The organism is Bombilactobacillus thymidiniphilus, assembly GCF_023380245.1.
GTDB lineage: Bacteria > Bacillota > Bacilli > Lactobacillales > Lactobacillaceae > Bombilactobacillus > Bombilactobacillus thymidiniphilus.
This window is the reverse complement of record NZ_CP093365.1, coordinates 703,696-725,417: the sequence shown is the minus strand read 5'-3', so window position 1 is coordinate 725,417 and position 21,722 is coordinate 703,696. Positions and strand designations below refer to the sequence as shown.

Here is a 21,722-nt window from a genome sequence, read left to right as displayed (position 1 = left end):
GAGTGCGATTGATAGGAGACTTTAAATGAGCTCACATGAAATGCGTAAGGAATTAAAGAAAGAAATTAAGTACTTGTATAAAAATGAAAAAGAACAAGTTTTCCAAATAATGATTGGACCAGTTCTTTTAAGTTTTGTAATAGGTTTTGTAATGTCGTTTCTAGTAGGTTTTACTACAGAAGTATCAGGACCTATAAATGTTACAAGTTTACTCTTATTGGGCATCTATATCCTAATGGGACTAGCTATGGGAATACTCACTTTCAATGTCAGCAACATGGTTTTGATTAATTTGTATGATTTACTGGATGGAAATGAAGTGCCACATGGTTTTTGGTCAAAGATGTTTCGATCAAAATACTTCAAAAAAACCATGCCTCTTGCTTCATTAGAGGCAGTTATCTTCATTGTGGTGTATGCGATATTATGCATTGTAATTATTTTCGGTGTTAGCGCACTTTTGCACCTAAATAGTTTGAGTTGGTCCAGAGAAATTTTTATTATCCTTTTACTTGGTATTGTTCTTATGTTTATATCAGTAGGAGTCTTTGTCATCTTGTGTCCTTATTTTGCAACAATTTTGGTATTAAAACGTAATATTGATAACAATAAAGATAATCTAAGTATTTTTAGTTCTCTCAAACAAAGCCGTCAATTAATGAAAAGTCACAAATGGCAGTACTTTGTTTTGATTCTTAGCACATTAGGATGGATAGTATTAATAGTGGTTATTTGGGGGATTGTGAGAATAGTTTTACCCGACTTGGGTTACATCATATATTTAATCTTGCTGATATTTTATTCAGCATATTTATCAGGAGTTCAAACTAACTTTTTCTATCATTTGTTTAACAACAAGAAAAAATAGAATGCTTATGACAGCCGACATTTTCGATGTTGGCTGTTTTTTTTTTGAAAACAAAAAAATACCAACATCCAAAAGAATGTTAGTATTATTAATTAATGGGTGGTCAGGGGATCGAACCCTGGACCCACGGATTAAGAGTCCGTTGCTCTGCCAGCTGAGCTAACCACCCGTAAGCACGTTTACTATAGTAGCACATCCAATCAGACTTGGCAATATTATTTATAAACTATTTTGTCAATAGATCAGAAAATTAGTATACTGTAACTGATCAACCAAGGAGGTATTCTACCTGATGGCGAATAAAATTTTGATTGTGGACGATGAAAAACCAATATCCGATATAATAAAGTACAACTTAGATAAAGAAGGTTTTGAATCCAGTGTGGCCTTCGATGGTGAAGAAGCTTTAGATAAAGTAGAACAAGAAAATCCTGATTTAGTTATCTTGGATTTAATGTTGCCCAAAATTGATGGCTTGGAAGTTGCGCGGCAAATTCGAAAAACCAAAGATACGCCAATTATTATGTTGACAGCGAAAGATTCTGAACTAGATAAAGTCTTGGGCCTCGAAATGGGTGCTGATGATTATGTTACCAAACCCTTTTCTAATCGCGAATTAGTGGCACGGGTGAAAGCTAATTTGAGAAGACAAAAAGTCAATTTAAGCAGCGATGCTACTGATGAAAATTCAAATATTCAAATCGGTGATTTGGAGATTTTACCAGAAGCATACACTGTAACCAAAAATAGCAAGGAAATCGAATTAACTCATCGAGAATTTGAGTTGCTTTATTACTTAGCACAGCATATGGGACAAGTGATGACACGCGAGAATTTATTACAAACTGTGTGGGGTTATGATTATTTTGGTGATGTGCGGACTGTCGATGTAACGATTCGGCGATTGCGTGAAAAAGTTGAAACTGACCCTAGCAGTCCGGAATATTTAGTGACTCGCCGTGGTGTTGGTTACTATTTACGTTCTGACAATAATAAAGAAGACTAGGTAAATTTATTTCCGGGGAAATATTTAGTGAATAAGAAAATTAGTTTTTTTAGCTCAATGCAGTACAAAATTGCATTAGTATTCATTTTACTATTATTAAGCACTATTGAAGTGATCGGGGCTTATTTTGTGCACCGCTTAGAACAACAAAACGTCGAAAACTTTAAAACGCAAGTGCAATTACCATCTTGGATGACGGCACCATTATCAACAGATTTGTCCAGCAACACGACGAAATCGCGGCGTAACATTCGTAACACCGTAAAGGATTTTACTAATGTGCAGATTTCAGAAATGGAAGTTATTGATAATCAAGGCCGCATTGTCGCTACTAAAGACGATAATAATCAGCAATTGGTGGGGAAAAGAACGACCAACTCACAAATTAAAGATGCCATCTATTCAGGGCGCAAGGTGACGCAAATTTCGCATAGTGACCGTGAGGGAAGCTATTATTTATCCATTACTCCGCTAATTAATTCTAGTGGCGAAAATAATACCGTGGTAGGTGCGATCTACATTCGTGCAGATATGGATCAAGTTTATAAAAATATCAATCGGATTGTTTTCATTTTCTTCATTTCTTCGCTGGTTGCGGGGATTTTTGGTGCATTGATTTCCATTGTGGTTGCCCGAGCGATTACTCGACCGATTGCCGAAATGAAACGGCAAGCTAATCGAATGGCTAATGGCGATTACTCGGGACAAGTTCGCGTTTATAGTAATGATGAATTGGGACAATTAGCGATTGCAGTTAATAATTTGTCCGTTAAAGTTGAAGAAGAGCAAGAAAATTCTAAATCAGAACGTTTGCGCTTGGATAGTGTTTTGGGGCAGATGACGGATGGAGTGGTTGCCACCGATCGTCACGGTAAAGTCATCATTATCAATGAAGCGGCGCAAAATTTTTTGGATATCGATGCCGAGCAAGCTACAACAATGCAGTTAGATGATGTGTTGAAACTTGATGATCACGTTACTTTTAATGATTTATTGAATGATCAATCTTCACAAGTTATTGGTCCTAACATTGCAAGTGACGGTGATGAGTTAACTTTGCAAGTGGATTTTTCATTGACTAAGCGTAGTACTGGCTTTGTTACGGGGCTGGTTTGTGTGTTGCATGATATTACTAAACAGCAGCGCATTGATCAAGATCGCCGGGAATTTGTTTCCAATGTATCGCATGAATTGCGTACGCCACTAACTAGTCTGCATAGTTACATTGAAACGTTAAACGAAGGTGCTTGGCAAGATCCAAATATCGCACCGCAATTTTTGAAGGTAACGCAAGAAGAGACTGAACGCATGATTCGAATGGTGAATTCATTATTGAGTTTATCGCGTTTAGATCAAGGTACTGCCAAAATGAATGTTGAACTGGTGAACTTTAATGAAATGTTCAATTATATTTTGGATCGCTTTGATTTAGTGATTCAAAAAGATGAGAAAAAGGCACAAGAAGAAGGCAAGCCAGTTAAACATTATAAGATTAAACGGATTTTTACGCGCAGAGATTTGTGGGTAGAAATTGATCCAGATAAGATGACACAAGCAATTGATAATATTATCAACAATGCTTTGAAATATTCGCCGGACGGTGGCTTGATAACATGTCGCTTGCTTGATACTAATCATAGCTTGATTTTGAGTATTTCTGATCAAGGCTTGGGCATCCCACGCAAGGATTTGAAGCATATTTTTGATCGTTTTTATCGCGTGGATAAAGCTCGTTCTCGCAAGCAAGGTGGCACTGGGTTAGGTTTGGCGATTGCCAAAGAAGTGATTGAAGCACAAGGTGGCCATATGTGGGTTAAGAGTGCGGAAAATCATGGATCAACTTTTTATATTTCACTACCTTATGATCCGATGGAGAATGGAGGCTACTGGGATGAAAAGTTTTAGCAATGCCGTGTTGCGTGGCACCCTCTTAATTGCCGTGGTCATTAGTGTGATTTTGTCGTGGATGATTTGGTCGAATAATGCGAAATATCAACAAGGTGTGCAGTCTAATAATAATTTACAGACTTTGCATCAGCGGACAACATCAGTTCCACGGAATATGGATGATGTGTTTTCACCGACTAGGTTGATATTGACACGCCAATCTGAGAAACAATATATTATGTACAATAATCAATCTAATACCATTGATAATGTTGTGAAAGAAATAAAAAAAGCACATATTACGGGTATTAAGCAAATCTCCACTAAAAATAAAAATCGCTACCAAAATTTTTTGCATTTGCAGTCGTCGGTGCAATTAAGTTACCCGACAAAAATATCCATTAACTCTTTTGCAGAAATGATGAATCAAAAAGATTTAAGCGTCCACAACGATAAATTAATTAATCGAATCATTATTCTGCGCAATAAAAATTTGCAACATCAGATTTACTTTTTGGATGATCAAAATTTTACGATTTACCAAGCTCAAATTACAGATTTAAATAGTAAGAAAATGCACAACCTTTTAAAAGATAATAATTTTTCTGTTCCGGTTAATGTGCAAACTAATTCTCATGGCGTGCAGGTTTACTATCTGCAACCCATGAAAATTAAGCGAATCAGTTATTTAGTTGCTGATCAAAATAATAATACGCTGATTGCTAATTTGTTGAATTCTAATCAAGGCGTCAATATTACAACGCGCAAAGAAGATAATTTAACCACTTATCGCAGTGGCGTCAATCGTAGTATGATTGTAGATAATAAAACATCACTTGTCACGCTGAATGATTACACTAAGACTAAAATGCCACAAACAACGATGGATTTATTTAGTAATTCTTACCGTACCTTGACGCAAATCGGTACTTCTTTGTCAGGACTATATTTATTTAATTATAATCAACGAGAACGCCAATTATCTTTCCGCAATTATGTGGATGGTTTTCCAATTTTTCAGCAGGATCAAATTGGCACCGTGAAGATTAATTATTCCAATGATGGACAAACAGCTGTTTTTTCCAAGAAATTCTTCCAAGTACCTATTCCTACAGATCAACAACCAGTTGAATTGCCTTCCACGCAGACCTTAATTACGCGCTTGGAAAATGCTGGATATAATATGAAAGATTTACAAAATATTGTGATCGGTTATAGTTGGTCTAATAATGATCAAAATAAAAATATTATTGATTTAACGCCAACTTATTACATTTTTTATAATAATCAATGGCATACGTATGATGAACTATTAAGTCAGGGGAGGTAAAGATGGATTTTCGGCGAATTGAAGCAATTTTTTTGATAGTATTTATTTTCCTGGATATTTTTCTCTTTACTTCCTACACGCAAGCGCGAAATTCCGTGGTGATTACGAGTAATAACGGTCATGCTACTTTGGAAAAGGAAATGGCCCAGGATAATATTACTGTTAGTGGTAAATTGAGTACGAAAACTGGCTCCGGCTATTATTTAGCAAGTCAAAATAGCGATCATACTTGGCATAATAATCAAACTAAATTACACAATGTCACGACTAATTATGATGCTGATAAAAATTTATTGACGGTGGCGCTCAATTCACCAGTTACGTTGCCGGCGGACCATCAAAAACAAGCTATTTATGTGCAGCGTTTTTTGAATAAACCACATAATGCGATTTTTGGCGATCAATATAAATATGCACCATATTTGTCCTCCAAAAACGACTTAATTTACGTTCAAAAGCTGAAGTGGGGGACTTTATATGAGTCTGAAGGTAATATTGAAGTTAAAATTTCGAATCAGCGCTTGATTAGTTATGAACAGACTTATGTTGATGCAGTTAGCGTATTGCGCGAGAAACAAACGACGATTAGTGAGCAACGTGCGGTGAATAATTTGTATACTAATAATGAAATTCCTAGTAATTCGCAAATTAAGTGGACGCGCCAAGGTTATGCGAAACTATTAAAGGTAAAGGGAAGTACGATTTATATTCCGGTCTGGTATGTTTGTTTTTTGTCTAAAGGCAATAAAACGTCAGAAATTCGTAAAGTGAATGCTTTTAATGGAACTATTGTCAAAAGCAACAATTTTCCCGCGGTAAATGACGATGAATGATAAGATGCAAGTTAGTATTTTAGCCAGTAGCAGCCAAGGAAATTCCTTATATATCAAAACGCCACGGCATAAAATTTTGATTGATGCAGGTTTATCAGGTAAGAAAATCAAGAATTTAATGGCGTTGATCGGCGAAGATATTGCGCAAGTTGATTCCATATTAGTTACGCACGAGCACAGCGACCATATTCGGGGCGTTGGTGTGCTAGCACGCCGTTATGGGATGAATGTTTATGCGAATGCTAAGACTTGGGCGGCAATGACTGCTAAAATTGGCGTGGTACCTGATAGCCAGAAACATTTGTTGGCGGTAAATAGTTTGTTGGATTTAGATGATGTGACCATTGAAAGCTTTAGTGTGTCGCATGATGCCGTGGATCCGCAATTTTATAATATTCATTACCAGAATAAGTCATTTGTGGATTTAACGGATACTGGTTATGTGTCCGATCGCATGAAATATTTAATTCAAAATGCGGATGGTATTTTGATGGAGTGCAATCATGATTTACAAATGCTGCGTAATGGGTATTATCCGTGGTCTTTGAAGCAACGTATTATTAGTGATTCAGGGCATTTATCCAATGTTGATGGCGCGCAAGCCTTGCTTGATGTGATCGGTAACCAGACTAAACAAGTTTTCTTAGGTCATTTGAGTCCGGAAAATAATTTGAAAGATTTAGCACATGAAACCGTCAGTAATTTGCTACAAGCTAATGATTATGGTGTCGATCATGATTTTTGGTTGCGTGATACTGATGCTGAACACCCCACTGATTTAACAACGATTTAAGGTGTGGGTTCATGATTTTTTCAAATTTTTGATTTACAATAAAAAAATAGCTTAATGAAGGGGGAAACAACTTGAATAATCAAAATTCAAAATCTAATTTATGGAAAGTTGCAATTATTGCTTTAGTTTCAGCTTTCATTGGTGCAGGATTGGGCTTTTGGGCTTTCAATCATTTTAGTACCAATAATAGTAACGTGGATCAGTCACTGGTGGGCGGATCCGGTAAAGCTGGTACAACCAAAATTAGTAATGTGACTGTGAAATCCAATAATCAGATGACCAGTGCCTTTAAAAAAGTTAAGGGATCAGTTGTTTCTGTAATTAATTATCAACGTGAACAGCAAGATGATGGTGATTTAAGTTCGCTATTTGGTGGCATCACTGGTGGTAATAATGATCAATCCGACCAGAACAAAAAGAATAGTGATTTGCAAGAATCTAGTGAAGGTTCGGGGGTTATTTATTCCAAACAAGGCGATACAGCCTATATTGTAACGAACAATCACGTTGTTTCTGGTTCACAAAAATTAGAAATTATTTTGAGTGATGGGCAAAAAATCACGGCTAAAAAAGTTGGCACGGATGAAGTTACGGATTTAGCCGTGTTGTCAGTGCCAGCTAATAAAATCAGTTCAACGGCTACTTTTGGTAATTCTGACGCAGTGACACCGGGAGAATCAGTTATTGCGATTGGTTCACCATTAGGCAGTCAGTATGCTACTTCGGTGACAGAAGGTATTATTTCTGCAAAGAATCGGACTATTGATACAACTGACGAAAAAACGGGTCAAACTACGGGACAAGCCACGGTTATGCAGACTGATGCTGCGATTAATCCTGGTAATTCAGGTGGTCCGCTAGTTAATGTTGCTGGACAAGTAATTGGGATTAATTCGATGAAGCTGGCCGCTAGTGTTGATGGGACCTCGGTCGAAGGCATGGGTTTTGCCATTCCAAGTAATGAAGTTGTGAAAATTATTAATCAACTAGTCCAAAATGGTAAAATTGAACGTCCTACTTTAGGTGTGAAAGTATTTGATCTGGATCAAGTTCAAGAAGGTCAACAAAAATCTGTTTTGAAATTGCCTGATGATGTGACTTCTGGCGTAGTGGTTGCTGAAGTTACCAATGATTCGGTGGCTAAAAGTGCTGGTATGAAGAAGTATGATGTGATTGTTGGTTTAGACAACAAGAAGATCAAGAGTGTAGCAGATTTGCATACGCAACTTTACAATCATAGCGCTGGCGATACTGTAAAAATTCAGTATTACCGCGACGGTAAGCAACAGTCTGTGGATATGAAATTAACGAAAACGAATTAAAGATAGTTAGTGTTAAGGGTGTTAGTAGAATAAAAAAACTTTGTCGTGTTTATTGTCTTGGTTATTCAGATTACCAATGTAATTTATAAATAGAAGTTTCTAGTACGTTCCAAAAAAGATTTTTATATTTAATCTTTTACGGGCAAGTGTCTGAAAGTCCCACTCTAATAATTAGAGTGGGACTTTTTCTTTTGGAAATATTTTGTATCAATAAAATTAAAGCATTAGTGTACATAGGACTTGTTTGGATTTTATTTAAGTATTTAAATTGATAAAATTATTTTAAGTTCATTATATTTGCTTTATATAATTATTTGATATAAGCTTTGCTTAATTCAATTAAAGGAGGCGAAAAGTATGATTAATGTGAAGCTTCGCGGAATTGCAGAAGGTAGATTGGGCACAGGATTCGTTGCATGTAGTAGTGATAATGTATCTGACATTGTAAAAGAGGTATCTTTTAAGGATGAAGATTTAAAGCACAACTTGTTTAATGAATCTGAAGATAAACCTCGTCAACTCTGCAGGGTATTAGTTAATGGTAAGTTAGCTAAGTTGGATCAACCAGTATATAAGAACGATGATGTTATGTTAGCAGTTGTCGCAACTTGTGATGGTTAGTAGTTAAGTAGTTAAATATAGAAGATCAAATTTGTAATTATTATTTGATCTTCTATATTTATCATGGGAGGTAAATTAAGGTTATGCATTTTGAAAATACGAGATATAATAGGCAAATTTCCATGCCTCAGGTAGGAGAAGAAGGACAGAAACTTATCAGTCAATTTAGTGTAGTTAGTGTTGGTGCTGGTGGCGTTAAATCACCACTGTTGTATTATTTAGCTGCTGCGGGCGTAGGAAAAATCAAAATAATAGATTTTGATAAAGTCGATTTGAGTAATTTAAATAGACAGATTCTGTATTCAACTGACGATATAGGAAAGTATAAATCTGAAGTAGCAGAACAAAAATTAAGACAATTAAATCCCGATATTTCTATTGAAAGCTGTACAGAAAAAGTTACTCCTGATAATATTGAAAATTTATTATCAGGATATGACGTAATCCTTGAAGGAGGAGATGGTCCAGAGCAAAGGATGATGGTCAATCAGTTTGTTATAGATAAAGATATACCTATGGTGCATGTATCAGCACAATATGGATATGGATATGTTTTCACTCGTTTGAATAATTCTGATCCATGCCTAAAATGTGCATTCCCAGATTTGCCAGAAAGTAGGCGGGGTCCAGTAGCCGTATGGGGAGTAGCAACGGGAATTGCAGGCGTAATGGGCGCTAATGAGGTCTTAAAAATAGCCTTAAAGCGAGGAGAATTAGCACGAGGATACTTATTATCCAGTTCTAATTTTCAAAATGATTTTTATAGAATTCCGATTCCTAAAAACTCTGATTGCCCTGCATGTGGAGATAAAAATGGTGAAAATAAAGAATAATATCAGATTTGCTGCATTACTATCGTCAGGTATTGATTCGTTGGGGACAGGCTCTTTTGTAAGTGTATCCACTATTTTTTTTGCAACATATAGTCACGTTTCACCAAGCATTATTGGCTTAGGATTAACATTATCTGCCATATCAGGAACTATAGCTTCTCTACCAGTTGCCTACTTAGCTGACAAGTATGGTAAATTAAAAATATTTTCACTATCTTATATTTTAAGGGCAATTGGTATGTTGGGATGGTTGTTTGTGTCAGGTAATAATGGCTATTTAGTTTATATGACTTTATTTGGAATAATTGATAGGTCAGCTGGTTCCTTAACTAAGAGTTTGATCATAGCTCCCTTGTCACATAAAGAAGCTACTGTTTTACTAGGGGATATGGCTTTACCATCTAATGTTGGTTATGGAATAGGTGCCGGAATTAGTTCATTAGCAACAGTAGCACATACTGGATTACAACCGATAATAATAATTAATTCAATGTCTTTTATAGTAGTTGTTTTTGTATATATAACAGCTTTAAAGGGTACTAACGTCTCAGCAGCTAAAATCAAAACTAGTTCACTAACATCTCTGTCAGTGATAAAGTCATCTATTTTCAATCGCACGCGATTTAATCTCATGATTGAAAACTTTTTGTTTTCTTTTCATAGAACATTACTCAACGTCTATATTCCCTTGCTAATTGTTATTCATTTTAAAGCTTTCACATGGCTATCGCCATTAGTTTTTGTGATAAATACTATTACTATAGCCTTGCTACAAGGCATAACAAATAAATGGGCATATGAAAACTATAGATACAATAAATTATGGATCTCATCTGGTTTATTGCTATCAATATCCTTTATATTAATTGCATTAATACCCAAATTTAATCTTCATTTGTTACTGATAATTGTATTTATAGCTATTGTGGTGGCACAAATATTAGCAGAGCTGTTTAGTAGTGCAGCAATATCCGTTTATATGACTATATATAGCAGAAATAAATTTTTAGCAACGGATTTGAGTGCTATAAATTTAGGGGGACAGTTACAAAATATATTGGGTCCTATGATTTTTAGTTCATCGGCAGTATCATCTAGTGGAATTTTGGCAATTACTATGACTTTTTTAACTGTGGGGGCATCTGTGCATGTAGCTTTAGATTTGCGTAACAATAAAAGAGGTGATCTAAATAGTGAATCGGTCAAACAATGATGATAATTGGAATAATTTTTATAGGAATAATTGGAAAAAACAAGTTCCGCTTCCCATAAAAAATTTGGTAAAAAACAATATAAACAAAAATCAAAAGGGATTTTATATTGGAGCAGGTACTGGTAGGAATGTAATACCTTTGTTAAACCAAGGATTTGATATATATGCTAGCGATACAGCACACGTAAGTATAGACAAGTTAAAAATGGAAGAACCTGATTTTGCGGAAAGATTAGAAGTTGGAGATTTAGAAGATGTTTTCTCTGAAATCAAAAAATTCGATTATTGTGTATGCAGTAAAGTACTTGTTGTTAGTTCTTTAGAAAACTCCATTCAAAATTTAGCTAGGGTAAAAAATAGAATTAAAGATAATGGGTATTTGTGTTTTGAACTTCCTGCTATTGGAACTGATATATGGACAGATTGGAAGAATTACTCAATGAATAAAAGTGGAAGTATGTTGATAAAATATTTTGATTCAATAGAACCTAAACTTTACCTGTCATTTAATGACATATGTGAAATTTTGGAGGCTAATAAGTTTTACCCACTTAAAGGACCTACACCTGTTGACCTGCCTAGAGATTCTTATCCGGGTGGATTAGTGAGGGATTGGATAGGCATAGCTGAAAGTCTGTGACACATTCACGTGTATTCGAGTTAAATAATAAAGGAATATATAATGAAGTATTTTTATAACTGATAAGTTACATCATTCAAATAAAGATGTGACTTATTTTTATTATATATAAAATAAGCCACAAGTTTTACTTATAGATATTTACTTAAATTTAGGATTTTAAACTATAAAGTTATGGCGTTACCGTGTTGGTTCTTTTCGGCTGATCGCTGACTAATGTCTGCATCAACCATATTCAATGAAGTAAAAAATATATTTAATAATTTACGTAATTTGTTAGGTGGATCTGTTCTGCAATGTTCGGTTTATATTGTTATCTTCCATTTATGGCAAAAACAACTTATCCACAGATTTGTGGATAAAGTGTTAATAAGTTATAAAATTAAAGTAACTACGATTTTATTATTTATCCACAGAAAAAGCACTTTCTTGTTTAAAAGTGGATAAGTGAATAAATTATAGTTGGTTAAAAATTGATATAATAGTTTTTTAAAGTAATTACCGAACAAAAAAACTTGTGTAAAAGTGAGGCAACAGATTGAAAATCAAGATTATTGGCGTGGGTAAAATTAAAAAGAAATACTTTACTCAAGGCATTGCTGAATATTCGAAAAGATTACAACCGTTTTGTGATTTTGAAATTGTGGAAGTTAAAGATGAAAAAGCACCAGAAAATTTAAGTGCTGCGCAGATGCAGCAAGTTAAGGACATTGAAGGTCAGCGAATTCTTACTAAAATTAAATCTGATGATTATGTAATTGTTTTGGCGATTGACGGACAAGTCTTATCTTCAGAAGAATTAGCGCAACAAGTGGCTGATCTGACTACTTATGGCCACAGCAAAATAACTTTTGTGATCGGCGGCTCATTGGGTTTGGGTACTAAAGTCATGCAACGGGCGCAAGCTAGTATTTCCTTTGGACGTTTCACTTTGCCACATCAATTAATGCGTTTGGTTTTAACAGAGCAAGTTTATCGTATTTGCATGATAAATGCGGGAAATCACTACCATAAGTAAAATGGTAATGGTTTTATAACTTGTTAATTATAGCTCTTGTAATGTTATTGTAATATAAGCAATTTTTTTTTATTTGTCTGAAATGTTTTCGTAATATAGATCTGTTACTATATCTTTTGTTGAAAGGCAAGAGTGTTTTTCAATAAATCTTATTTCCGCTATTTATTAAAGCTATTTATTAAAGGAGAGTATTATATTCTATGAAATTCAGACAAGTAGCAGTTGCAACAGTTTTAAGTATTGTCTCTTTATTCGGTGCTACACAAATTGCTAAAGCTGATAGCATCTACACTGTAAAACCTGGTGACACATTATCCGGCATTTCCTACCAATTGAAGAATGACTTGAGCTTGATTAACCAAGTTGCTGGTGATAATAATATTCAGGATATCAATATGATTTATGTTGGCCAAAAATTATTAATCAAGGATGATGGTCAAGTAGCTGTTGCATCACAAAGCGATGTGCAATCTGCACCAGATGCATCAACAGTTCAACAAGCTGTTGACAATAACACAACAGCACAAACTCAACAACCTGCTGTTACAGCTCAAAATGATACTAATACAGTATCCAGCTACAATGGTGGCGACAGTGCACGTGATTGGATTGCTAACCGTGAATCCGGTGGTTCTTATACTGCTCAAAATGGTCGTTACTATGGTAAATATCAATTAGATTCATCATATTTAAATGGTGACTATTCTCCAGCTAACCAAGAACGTGTTGCTAATAATTACGTAGCTTCTCGTTATGGTTCATGGAGCGCAGCTCAATCCTTCTGGATGAGCCATGGTTGGTACTAAGATTTTAAAATAAAATTATCTTCCTATACTAAGTGATTTTGAAGATCGACACTGTCGATCTTTTTTTGTGCGCTATAATATTATTAATAAAAAATCAAGAGGTAATGGTACTTGAATAAACAATACAAGCGCTATGGATTGTTAGGCATACTATTGTTATGTTTAATTGGGGGACTATTTTACTATCGCAGTATGCGAACAGAGAATATTGCGATAGTGCAAAAAGTCAAAGTAATTCAAAAAGAACAGTTGCAAGAAAGTTATCAAAATGATGATATGATGATTACGCAAAAATTGACTGTTAAAATTATTAGTGGACATTTTAAAGGTCAACAACACGTTTTCAAAAATACTTACTATCAGTCGCAGGCTAATAGTAATCGTTATTTCGTGCACAGCAAGATTTTGTTGAATAATCCCAAAGCAAAAAAAAGTTTGGCGATTATTGGTCCTAAACGTGATGGCATACTAGTATTTACTTTCTTGTTGATTATTTTGATCGTTTTATTCTTTTTGCATAAAGCAGGATTGAAGACTTTAATTAGCGTTGCCATCAACTGGTTGTTATTTATTGGTGCGCTATTGCTGGCTACGCGATGGCATAATCAACATATTTTGTGTATTACGATCATTTTAGCGATTATTTTGTCTTTGGCAACTTTAATATTAGTCTTTGGTTATTCGCGCCAAACGCTCATTGCATTGTTGAGTACTTTGATCAGTACATTTAGTGCCTTACTATTTAGTGTTTTAGTTTTGCAACTGACAAATAATCAAGGGATTCATTTTGAAACAATGGATTATGGCATCCAACCTTTTGAATTAATCTTTTTGGCAGAAACATTATTAGGTGTTTTGGGTGCAGTGATGGATGAAACGTCTGACATCACGGCTTCTTTATATCAACTATTGCAAGAAAAACCTAATTTGGCGCCAGCACAACTGCGACAATCAGGCATGAATGTGGGGCAAGAAATAATTGGACCATTAATTAATATTTTATTTTATATTTTCTTGGCTGAATTAATTCCTATTGTTGTGCTGTATTTGCGAAATGGTAACACACTCTTCTTTTCTCTATCGCGGACAATGACGTTAGGATACACGCAAACGATCATTAGTGCACTAGGAATAGTGCTAGCAGTTCCGGTGACTTCTTTTTTGGCGAGCTTTTTATTGCGAGGTGAACAAGCATGATTGTATTGACACTTTGTTTATTGGTAGCATTGTTGATAGTTTGTGGTCGGCGTGGTTGGCAAATTTTTAGCAGTTTAGCAGGCAGTTTTTTAGTTTTATTAGTTTTGATTATGCTGATTGCTGATGAGTTTAATCCCTTGATAGTTACTATTTTACTGGCGATTGGTTTAGTTTTCTTGGCAATTTATCCCAATACGGATAATCAACAAGTCAAACAAACAGCAACTGTTACAACACTAATTATGCTGGGCTTGGTTTTGTTAATGACCTTGATTGTGGTGCACTTTTCCTTTAGTCAAGGCTTTTCGATTGAGGATACTGATGAAATTGAGCAATTTATTTTGACTGTCAGTGTCTCGTTCCCCAAAATTCAAGTAGCCGTGATGGTTTTAAGTGCATTGGGAGCGATTGCTGAAGCGAGCATTGCAGTTAGTTCGGGCGTATGGGAAATTGTGAAATATCAACCAGATATTTCAGAAAGCAATTTGTGGCAAGCAGGACTAGCAATCGGGCAAAAAATTATTGCTACCTCTTTAAATACGTTATTATTTGGTTTTTTTGGCAGCTATTTAACTTTAGGTTTATGGTTTATCCAATTAAATTACTCTTGGACCAAAATTTTTAATAATGCTATATTTGTTTCAGCGTTATTAGAACTGATGATTTCTTTTCTGGGGGTTGTTGGTGCCATTTATTTGGCAAATTATTATATTTTGCGACAAAGACGGAAATTGTTAACAAAAAATGGGGCAGACAAATGAATTTTCGGAAAAATTATGTAGCACAAATTGACGAAAAAGATTGCGGAGTAGCGACATTAGCCATGATCTTGCGATATTACGGATCACAAGTTCCTTTAGCACAATTGCGTACGGCTGCGCAAACGACGCAACAAGGCACGACTGCTTTTGGAATCAAGCAAGCTGCCCAAAATTATAAATTGACAGTTAATGCCGTACGGGCTACTTGGTCACAATTACAAGCTGCAGCGGTTTCTGATCCGTTTATTGTTAATGTCGTTAAAAATAAAAATTTAGCACATTATTACGTAATTTTAAAGATAACGAAAACGTATGTTTATATTGCTGATCCTGATCCAGTGGTAGGCTTGACCAAGCTCAGTCATGCCCAATTTTTGCAGCAATGGCAAGGTATTGTGCTATTTTTTAAACCAATGCCTGATTATGAACCTATTGTTACGCCACAACAGACTTTGTGGCGCTTTTTGCCACTTTTTGCTGAGCACAAAGGCATTTTAAGCTTGATTTTTTTGACGGCCTTTTTGGTGACTTTAATTAGTATTGCTAGTGCATATTTTTTGCAGGTGTTGATTGATCGTTATATTCCTAAGCAAAGTTCATCATGGATTATGTTGATTAGTGCAAGCTTGTTGCTAGCCTATGTTGTTCAGGCGGTGTGTTCTTATGTGCAGAAAATGATGCTTACAGCGATTGGACAAAAATTATCAGCAAAAATTATTTTGCAATATATTAAACATGTTTTAACAGTGCCACTATCTTTTTTTACTACACGGCAAACTGGTGATATTTTGGCGCGCTTTAATGACGCTAATCAAATTATCGCTGTTTTGGCAGATTCATTGCTGACGATTGGTTTAGATTTATTGATTGTTGTGATGACTGCAATTGTTTTGTGGATCCAAAGTCCTCTTTTGTGTGGTCTAGCTTTCGTGGTGCTGCCTTTTTACATAATAATTGTGTGGTTTTTCAAGCGGCCATTGGAACGTTCTAATCGCCACCAGTTAGAAAGTGGTGCACAGTTAGATTCAGAGGTTATCACGGATGTTGAAGCTATTGAAACGATCAAAGCCTTGGCTTGTGAACCAGTAAGTTATCAGCGCGTTAAGCATCAATTCACTAAAGCTTTGCACAATAATTGGCATTACGTTAAATTAGATCAGTTACAGCAAGCCTTAAAACTATTTATTCGACTGGCAATAAGTGTGATTGTCTTGTGGCTAGGCTCAAAACTAGTTATTCAACATCAATTATCTATTGGGCAATTGCTGGCTTTTAATTCGCTACTTTTGTATTTTATTAATCCATTACAAAGTATTATTGATTTGCAACCAAAATTGCAAAATGCCCAAGTTGCTAATCAGCGCCTGAATGAGATTTTGATTGTGGCGCCAGAAGATAATTCACAACCGGACATTAAAAATAGCCATAGCTGCGAACTGATTTTACAAAAGATCAGTTACAGTTATGGCTTTGGTGCGCCCGTTTTGCGCAATATTAATTTAACGATAGCAACCGGTGATAAATTGGCAATTGTAGGTCGTAGTGGCTCAGGTAAATCCACACTAGCTAAATTATTAGTTCATTTTTTTGTGCCAGATACTGGTCAAATTTTATTAAATCAACAAGATATTAGTAAAATAAATCCAAGAAGCCTGCGCCGATTGATTGCGTACATTCCACAAGAACCAGCATTATTTACTGGGACTATTAAAGAAAATTTGTTACTAGGCGCTGATAAAGCAGTGGGAATGCGTGAAATTAAGCAAGCTTGTGCTAGTGCGCAAATTAAAACAGAAATTGAAAATTTACCGTTCCAATATGATACTTATTTGGATGAGCACGCTGCTACCTTGTCCACTGGTCAAAAACAGCGATTAACGATTGCGCGTGCTTTATTGTCACCAGCACAAATACTGATATTAGACGAATCGACCAGTAATTTGGATACTTTGACAGAGCAAGCTTTAGTTACTGAGCTATTACACAGCTCGAAAACTATTATTTTTATTGCACATCGTTTAGCAGTTGCCAAAAGAGCACCACGTATTATAGTTTTGAAAAATGGTGAGATCGCTGAACAAGGTACTCACGAGCAGTTAGCCAGTCAATCTGGTATTTATCAGCACTTATGGCAGGCTGCACAATAAAGTTTATTGGAAAGGTAAGCTGTTTATGGCAGTCCAAGTCAAAGTGGCAGTATTGGATTGGTTAGATAGACCTTTCAAAGAACTATCGTCTGCTGGCATCCCAAGATATGGACCGAATTTCTTAGCAGTACTACCTGAGCTACTGCTATATAGATCCAGTGTTTTGGTATTTTTAGAAGTTAATAGTTTACTGGATAAAGCTGTCACATCAGAATTCAACGGTAATTCGGAATCATCTGTCTTGAAGAAGAATAGGTTTTTTAATTTGGAATTACTGGTTCCTGTTAATTTAGCGGTCAATGTGATATTCAAAGCTGATGAATAATTATTTTTAAGACTGACTTGCGGTGTTGTTGCTGATTTTGGATATATATTTTGCTTACGATGCCTGATAGTAGCTGCAAAATTGAGTTGATTAGGCACTGTTAATAAGACATCGCCTTCACCCATCACATAAGAAGTGGGAGTAGAAGTAGCTAAAGTGATTGTCTTGTCATTAGCATCAGTTGTGGACAAAACATCATTGCTAGGGTCAAATGAACCTGTTTTGGCAGTTATGTTGATGGGTTGCTTAACGATAAACTTAGTGCCTGCAGGAAATGATGCAGAGCTCAAACCAAAGTCGGTGCCGGTCAAAAGTCCCGTAGTATTGCCGTCAGGACTTGGATTAGTGATCGTATAAGTCCCAGAACTATCGTCTGGTTCTGTCGCAGTAATAGTTAAAGGATTATTAGTGTCTATTTTGGACACATTACCATCTAATTTACCCAGATCAAATTTAACTTTATCCAAAGAATGCTGTGCTTGTGGTGTAAAGACCGTTTGTAAAGTATTGGCACCCTCAGTAACTGTATGACCATCACGATTGACTCTAGTTAAAGTCTTGTTGCCACTATATTTAGGATAGGGCAGGACTTGATAGTTGTAAGTCAGCGTGTCACTATCGTTGAAAGGATATTTGTTGGCAGGTGTTAGGTCGTCTTGTCCAGAAAAGTCTAAAGTGTGATGTGAATCAGCAGTGTCAACAGAATTAGTGATATTAGCCAGATCCCAGTTTTGTGTAACATCGCTTTTATGATTATAATCATCAGCTAAATTGATTGAATCTACCAAAGGTTGCTTTTGATTATTGTCCGTCACACTGCCGCTCAGACTGATCTTTTTAGAGTCAGGATCACCATCAAAATAAGTTACAGGAACATGAACTTTGTCCCCAATTAAATATTGATCAACATGTTTAGTCGTATCCAAAAATAAGTTCGTAATAGCAACATTTTGCAAAGGTGTACTTTGAAAATTAGTTACAGTACCGACTTGCACCGTGTCGTCAGCTTTCAGGCTTGTAATTTTGTGATCAGGATTATCTTTATTGTAATTATCAATGGCTTGTTGCACATTGATTTTGTAGTCATAGTAATCTTTATAGCTGTGATCGGTGCCATCGTCTGCATGCGCAGTCATCGTTAGCGGAGTAGGCTTATCTTTAGTAGAAGCAGTATTGAGATATTTAGGAACCGGATTGGTAACGTTGGTAAGAGAACCCAAAGTATCGGGGAGTCCCGTTTGTTCCCCGGCACTGTCGCGCCCTAAAATATTAGGCGTTACGGGGACTAGTTGATTAGTAGCAGGAATGCCATAAGCTTGATCAGGATTTGTAGAGTCGCCCAAATCATAGACCGTCCCATCGGCACGTTTAATGCTGAGAGAAATTTTTGGAACTGTGGGAGTAAAAGGGGTGTCACCGTCAAAATGGGTGATGGTACCACTGATAATGGTATTGCCCTTATCACTTTTGTCTGGGTGATGGGGGATTACATAAACATTTTGATTATTAATTTTTGGACTGTCTAGTTTACCAAATTGGATTTTATGAAATTCTTTCCCATTCATTGCGCTCAAAGCATTATTTAGATTTAGCAAGTCGCTATTATCGGCGGATTGATTTCGCGCGTAGACAGCATTAGTCCCATTTTGGAACAAATTAGCGGGAATAGCCCAATAGGTAAAAGGAACGTCTATTCTTTGGACAGGAACATTCAAGACTTGGACGTCTTTATTTGGTGTAGATCCTAGATTAGCGCCAGCTGGGGAAGTAATTGGAGAAGTATTGCCCCAGGCAGAAAAAGTGGAGTCACTTAAATCAACGTCGCCCCCGCCTTTTGTTTGGTTACCACCTTGAACATAGACGATATGGGTATCGGGATTAGTATTCGGACCGGCATCCAAAGTGACCTCTTGTGGATTGGAGATTTTAAGCGATAAGCCATTAGCAGCTGTTAATAAATTTACTACCCCACCACTTTGACCATCGGGATAACTGCCGTTAACTAATAAGCGGAAAATACCATCTTTTTTGATAGTTACTTTGGATTGACTGCCGATATACATGATACTGCCACTTCTTCCGGGATCAATACCGACATTGGCGCCCCCAAAATCATGCATATTATGAGTCTGAATACTAAATGTGCCATGATCTAGTAACAAATTCCCAGTACCATCAAAGGCAACTAATGGTGCACTGTTCAGTGTCGCACCAGTGCTAGATTGATCTTGACCTTTGCTGTAAAGATAATTGACATATTGACTGTAATTGTTGTCATAGCTAGTTTCGTCACCAATGTCATTAGGTGCAGTAATAGTGTCGTTTTGAAGCATATTAGCAGCATCATCTTGCGAACCGTTTTCATACTTATTTAAACCATTAGCACCAGTTTCTGTAGTAGTTGAGCTATCATCGTAATTCATATTAGTCTGGTCATTACTTTCAATATTAACGGATGGTGAACCGCTATCGTCTTTGATATAGCGGACTTGATTGGTTTGATTTAAATAGATAGCCCCAGCTAAATTATTACTTTGTCTCAAAGTAGGATTGTCTGCAAGAGTTGAGTCATTGAATTGTGTATAAAGGCTATTACTATCTCCTACATATTGACCTTTGGCAGGTGCATCGTTAGAGATAATATTGAGTTGTGAGTCACCCTTTAAAGTTAATTGGGAATTACTAGCTTGTGTAATCACGGCGTAAGGCATACCGTAAGGCGTGTAGCCACTGTTCTCCATGGAACTATCGCCATGAGGATAAATGAAGACTTTAGCACCGTCTTCTAAAGTCATGCTAGAAGTGGCCTTAACGGTTGAATCGCTAGCATCTTTTTGCGACACGGAGTTGAGGCTAATAGCATTACCATCATACGTATAACCGGTAAAATAACTATTTTTTTCGAATCTGATTTTGGAGGCTTCAAAAATTTGCTGGTTTTTATCTTCACATACGTATTGTTTATTATTATATTTAAAATCTCTCACTGAAGAAGCACTCACGCGACCTTTGATTGTGACTAAAGCGTTAGAGCGGTCACTGTAGGAATTATGCAATTGACAACCGATGTAGGTACAATTGGCAAAATTTAACTTCGTATATCCGCCAAGATCAAGAAGCGTTTTATTAGTATATTCAGGATGCTCAGCATTTTCCGAATAACCGGTATTGGCAGCTGTAGGTCCCCACCAACTTTGACCGTACATGTGAATGTTTTTCCAAGTCCAGTCTTCTTTATATAATTCAGTATTTTTCCCGGAACCATTTCGAGCATCACCAGATAAGGCAAAACCATATGCTCCTAGATTAATTGTGTGTTCGATATTTTTATTCTGGGGATCTTGACCATCAATGGTTAATTTGAAGTGGCGTGTATAAACGTCAGCGTAATCGCCCATCCACTGCAACGGATATTCATTTTTAATTGCTTGAGGCAAGTTAGTTAAGTCAATATCTTTAGTCAAAACAATTTTACTGATATGAGAAACACTTTTTTCTTGAGTACCAGGATCGTTTTCAGAATTAGTAACACCACTGGCGCGCAAATCAAAAATCGCTTCCAAAAATTGGTAAGCGTTAGAAACATAAACAGTATAAGTATCAGTATTAGCTAAATTATCGTCACTCGGATTTTCAGGGTAGATCAAATCGGTATTGTTACCATTAGGAACAACATTATCTGGACTAATTTTACTAGCCTCAATAATTGGCTGATTAGCATCATTAACAGGAATATTAGGATCAGGCGTTGAATAATCAGGTTTGTTAGGATAAGCGACGTCTCTGCTACTAACTTTTAGTAGCGGAGAACCTTTAATTAAAGATTGAATACTAAAAGTGGGGGTTTTTTGCAAAGGCTCTTGTTTGGTATAAAAACTAATGATTTCGTCATTAGTATTCTTAGGATTTAGTAGGTCCGCGTGAATCACCGAAACTTGTGTCAGCAAGACTATTGTAAAAGTTATCACAAAAGATAAGACAGATTTAATTTTAAACATTATCTCATGCTCCAAAAATTATTGTTAAAAAGTAATAAAATTATGATCAATTGCTTTATACGGAGATAACAATAACATAATTATTAAAAAAACAAAATAAATAATCATTTTATCGCAAATTTAT

17 protein-coding genes and 1 tRNA gene are annotated in these 21,722 nt (G+C 35.9%); 16 read left to right on the top strand and 2 right to left on the bottom strand.

Going from position 1 to position 21,722, the window contains the following annotated elements:
- Window positions 1–25: 25 nt before the first annotated feature.
- Entirely contained in the window at window positions 26–868 is an 843-nt protein-coding gene (locus MOO47_RS03875) for a DUF975 family protein (protein WP_249513481.1), read from the top strand.
- A 96-nt stretch (window positions 869–964) separates the two neighbouring features.
- Here MOO47_RS03875 and MOO47_RS03870 read toward each other — a convergent pair.
- Window positions 965–1,037: transfer RNA gene (locus MOO47_RS03870), tRNA-Lys, on the bottom strand.
- 123 nt (window positions 1,038–1,160) lie between these two features.
- Between MOO47_RS03870 and yycF the strand changes: the two genes are divergently transcribed.
- From yycF to MOO47_RS03795, 15 genes are all read left to right on the top strand, one after another.
- Window positions 1,161–1,874: a response regulator YycF gene (yycF, locus tag MOO47_RS03865; protein ID WP_249513480.1), complete on the top strand. Its 714-nt coding sequence runs from the start codon at window positions 1,161–1,163 to the stop codon at window positions 1,872–1,874.
- A 27-nt stretch (window positions 1,875–1,901) separates the two neighbouring features.
- Complete coding sequence (gene walK, locus MOO47_RS03860; RefSeq protein ID WP_249513479.1) at window positions 1,902–3,779, top strand: cell wall metabolism sensor histidine kinase WalK; 1,878 nt, start codon at window positions 1,902–1,904, stop codon at window positions 3,777–3,779.
- Window positions 3,766–5,091 (top strand): YycH family regulatory protein, encoded by a 1,326-nt coding sequence (locus MOO47_RS03855; RefSeq protein WP_249513478.1) that lies wholly within the window; start codon window positions 3,766–3,768, stop codon window positions 5,089–5,091. Before walK ends, MOO47_RS03855 begins: the two co-directional genes overlap by 14 nt.
- 2 nt (window positions 5,092–5,093) lie before the next feature.
- Window positions 5,094–5,924 (top strand): two-component system regulatory protein YycI, encoded by an 831-nt coding sequence (locus tag MOO47_RS03850; protein ID WP_249513477.1) that lies wholly within the window; start codon window positions 5,094–5,096, stop codon window positions 5,922–5,924.
- Window positions 5,911–6,717: an MBL fold metallo-hydrolase gene (locus MOO47_RS03845; RefSeq protein ID WP_249513476.1), complete on the top strand. Its 807-nt coding sequence runs from the start codon at window positions 5,911–5,913 to the stop codon at window positions 6,715–6,717. The genes MOO47_RS03850 and MOO47_RS03845 overlap by 14 nt, the downstream gene beginning before the upstream one ends.
- A gap of 71 nt (window positions 6,718–6,788) precedes the next feature.
- Entirely contained in the window at window positions 6,789–8,039 is a 1,251-nt protein-coding gene (locus MOO47_RS03840) for a S1C family serine protease (protein ID WP_249513475.1), read from the top strand.
- A 357-nt stretch (window positions 8,040–8,396) separates the two neighbouring features.
- Window positions 8,397–8,660: a hypothetical protein gene (locus tag MOO47_RS03835; protein ID WP_249513474.1), complete on the top strand. Its 264-nt coding sequence runs from the start codon at window positions 8,397–8,399 to the stop codon at window positions 8,658–8,660.
- 83 nt (window positions 8,661–8,743) lie between these two features.
- Entirely contained in the window at window positions 8,744–9,493 is a 750-nt protein-coding gene (locus MOO47_RS03830) for a HesA/MoeB/ThiF family protein (RefSeq protein ID WP_249513473.1), read from the top strand.
- Window positions 9,474–10,706 carry an MFS transporter gene (locus MOO47_RS03825; protein WP_249513472.1) on the top strand — a complete coding sequence of 411 codons (1,233 nt, stop codon included), beginning with the start codon at window positions 9,474–9,476 and terminating at the stop codon, window positions 10,704–10,706. The genes MOO47_RS03830 and MOO47_RS03825 overlap by 20 nt, the downstream gene beginning before the upstream one ends.
- Window positions 10,687–11,346 (top strand): class I SAM-dependent methyltransferase, encoded by a 660-nt coding sequence (locus MOO47_RS03820; protein ID WP_249513471.1) that lies wholly within the window; start codon window positions 10,687–10,689, stop codon window positions 11,344–11,346. The genes MOO47_RS03825 and MOO47_RS03820 overlap by 20 nt, the downstream gene beginning before the upstream one ends.
- A 538-nt stretch (window positions 11,347–11,884) precedes the next feature.
- Window positions 11,885–12,364 (top strand): 23S rRNA (pseudouridine(1915)-N(3))-methyltransferase RlmH, encoded by a 480-nt coding sequence (gene rlmH / locus MOO47_RS03815; protein WP_249513470.1) that lies wholly within the window; start codon window positions 11,885–11,887, stop codon window positions 12,362–12,364.
- A 200-nt stretch (window positions 12,365–12,564) separates the two neighbouring features.
- Complete coding sequence (apf, locus tag MOO47_RS03810) at window positions 12,565–13,170, top strand: aggregation-promoting factor (RefSeq protein ID WP_249513469.1); 606 nt, start codon at window positions 12,565–12,567, stop codon at window positions 13,168–13,170.
- 111 nt (window positions 13,171–13,281) lie between these two features.
- Window positions 13,282–14,367, top strand: a complete 1,086-nt coding sequence (locus MOO47_RS03805) for a YibE/F family protein (RefSeq protein ID WP_249513468.1) — start codon at window positions 13,282–13,284, stop codon at window positions 14,365–14,367.
- Window positions 14,364–15,128 carry a YibE/F family protein gene (locus tag MOO47_RS03800; protein WP_249513467.1) on the top strand — a complete coding sequence of 255 codons (765 nt, stop codon included), beginning with the start codon at window positions 14,364–14,366 and terminating at the stop codon, window positions 15,126–15,128. The genes MOO47_RS03805 and MOO47_RS03800 overlap by 4 nt, the downstream gene beginning before the upstream one ends.
- Window positions 15,125–17,275, top strand: coding sequence for a peptide cleavage/export ABC transporter (locus tag MOO47_RS03795; protein ID WP_249513466.1), 2,151 nt, complete (start codon window positions 15,125–15,127; stop codon window positions 17,273–17,275). Before MOO47_RS03800 ends, MOO47_RS03795 begins: the two co-directional genes overlap by 4 nt.
- Window positions 17,276–17,278: 3 nt before the next feature.
- On the opposite strand, the gene MOO47_RS03790 is transcribed toward MOO47_RS03795, so the two are convergent.
- Window positions 17,279–21,598, bottom strand: coding sequence for a hypothetical protein (locus tag MOO47_RS03790; protein WP_249513465.1), 4,320 nt, complete (start codon window positions 21,596–21,598; stop codon window positions 17,279–17,281).
- Window positions 21,599–21,722: the final 124 nt, after the last annotated feature.

What these genes read in the sequence shown, in the direction of transcription:
- yycF (WP_249513480.1), top strand. Translation starts at nt 1,161, where the DNA reads ATGGCGAATAAAATTTTGATTGTGGACGATGAAAAACCAATATCCGAT.
- MOO47_RS03855 (WP_249513478.1), top strand. Translation starts at nt 3,766, where the DNA reads ATGAAAAGTTTTAGCAATGCCGTGTTGCGTGGCACCCTCTTAATTGCC.
- apf (WP_249513469.1), top strand. Translation starts at nt 12,565, where the DNA reads ATGAAATTCAGACAAGTAGCAGTTGCAACAGTTTTAAGTATTGTCTCT.
- MOO47_RS03850 (WP_249513477.1), top strand. Translation starts at nt 5,094, where the DNA reads ATGGATTTTCGGCGAATTGAAGCAATTTTTTTGATAGTATTTATTTTC.
- MOO47_RS03800 (WP_249513467.1), top strand. Translation starts at nt 14,364, where the DNA reads ATGATTGTATTGACACTTTGTTTATTGGTAGCATTGTTGATAGTTTGT.
- MOO47_RS03795 (WP_249513466.1), top strand. Translation starts at nt 15,125, where the DNA reads ATGAATTTTCGGAAAAATTATGTAGCACAAATTGACGAAAAAGATTGC.
- MOO47_RS03875 (WP_249513481.1), top strand. Translation starts at nt 26, where the DNA reads ATGAGCTCACATGAAATGCGTAAGGAATTAAAGAAAGAAATTAAGTAC.
- MOO47_RS03830 (WP_249513473.1), top strand. Translation starts at nt 8,744, where the DNA reads ATGCATTTTGAAAATACGAGATATAATAGGCAAATTTCCATGCCTCAG.
- MOO47_RS03835 (WP_249513474.1), top strand. Translation starts at nt 8,397, where the DNA reads ATGATTAATGTGAAGCTTCGCGGAATTGCAGAAGGTAGATTGGGCACA.
- MOO47_RS03845 (WP_249513476.1), top strand. Translation starts at nt 5,911, where the DNA reads ATGACGATGAATGATAAGATGCAAGTTAGTATTTTAGCCAGTAGCAGC.
- MOO47_RS03790 (WP_249513465.1), bottom strand. Translation starts at nt 21,598, where the DNA reads ATGTTTAAAATTAAATCTGTCTTATCTTTTGTGATAACTTTTACAATA.
- MOO47_RS03825 (WP_249513472.1), top strand. Translation starts at nt 9,474, where the DNA reads ATGGTGAAAATAAAGAATAATATCAGATTTGCTGCATTACTATCGTCA.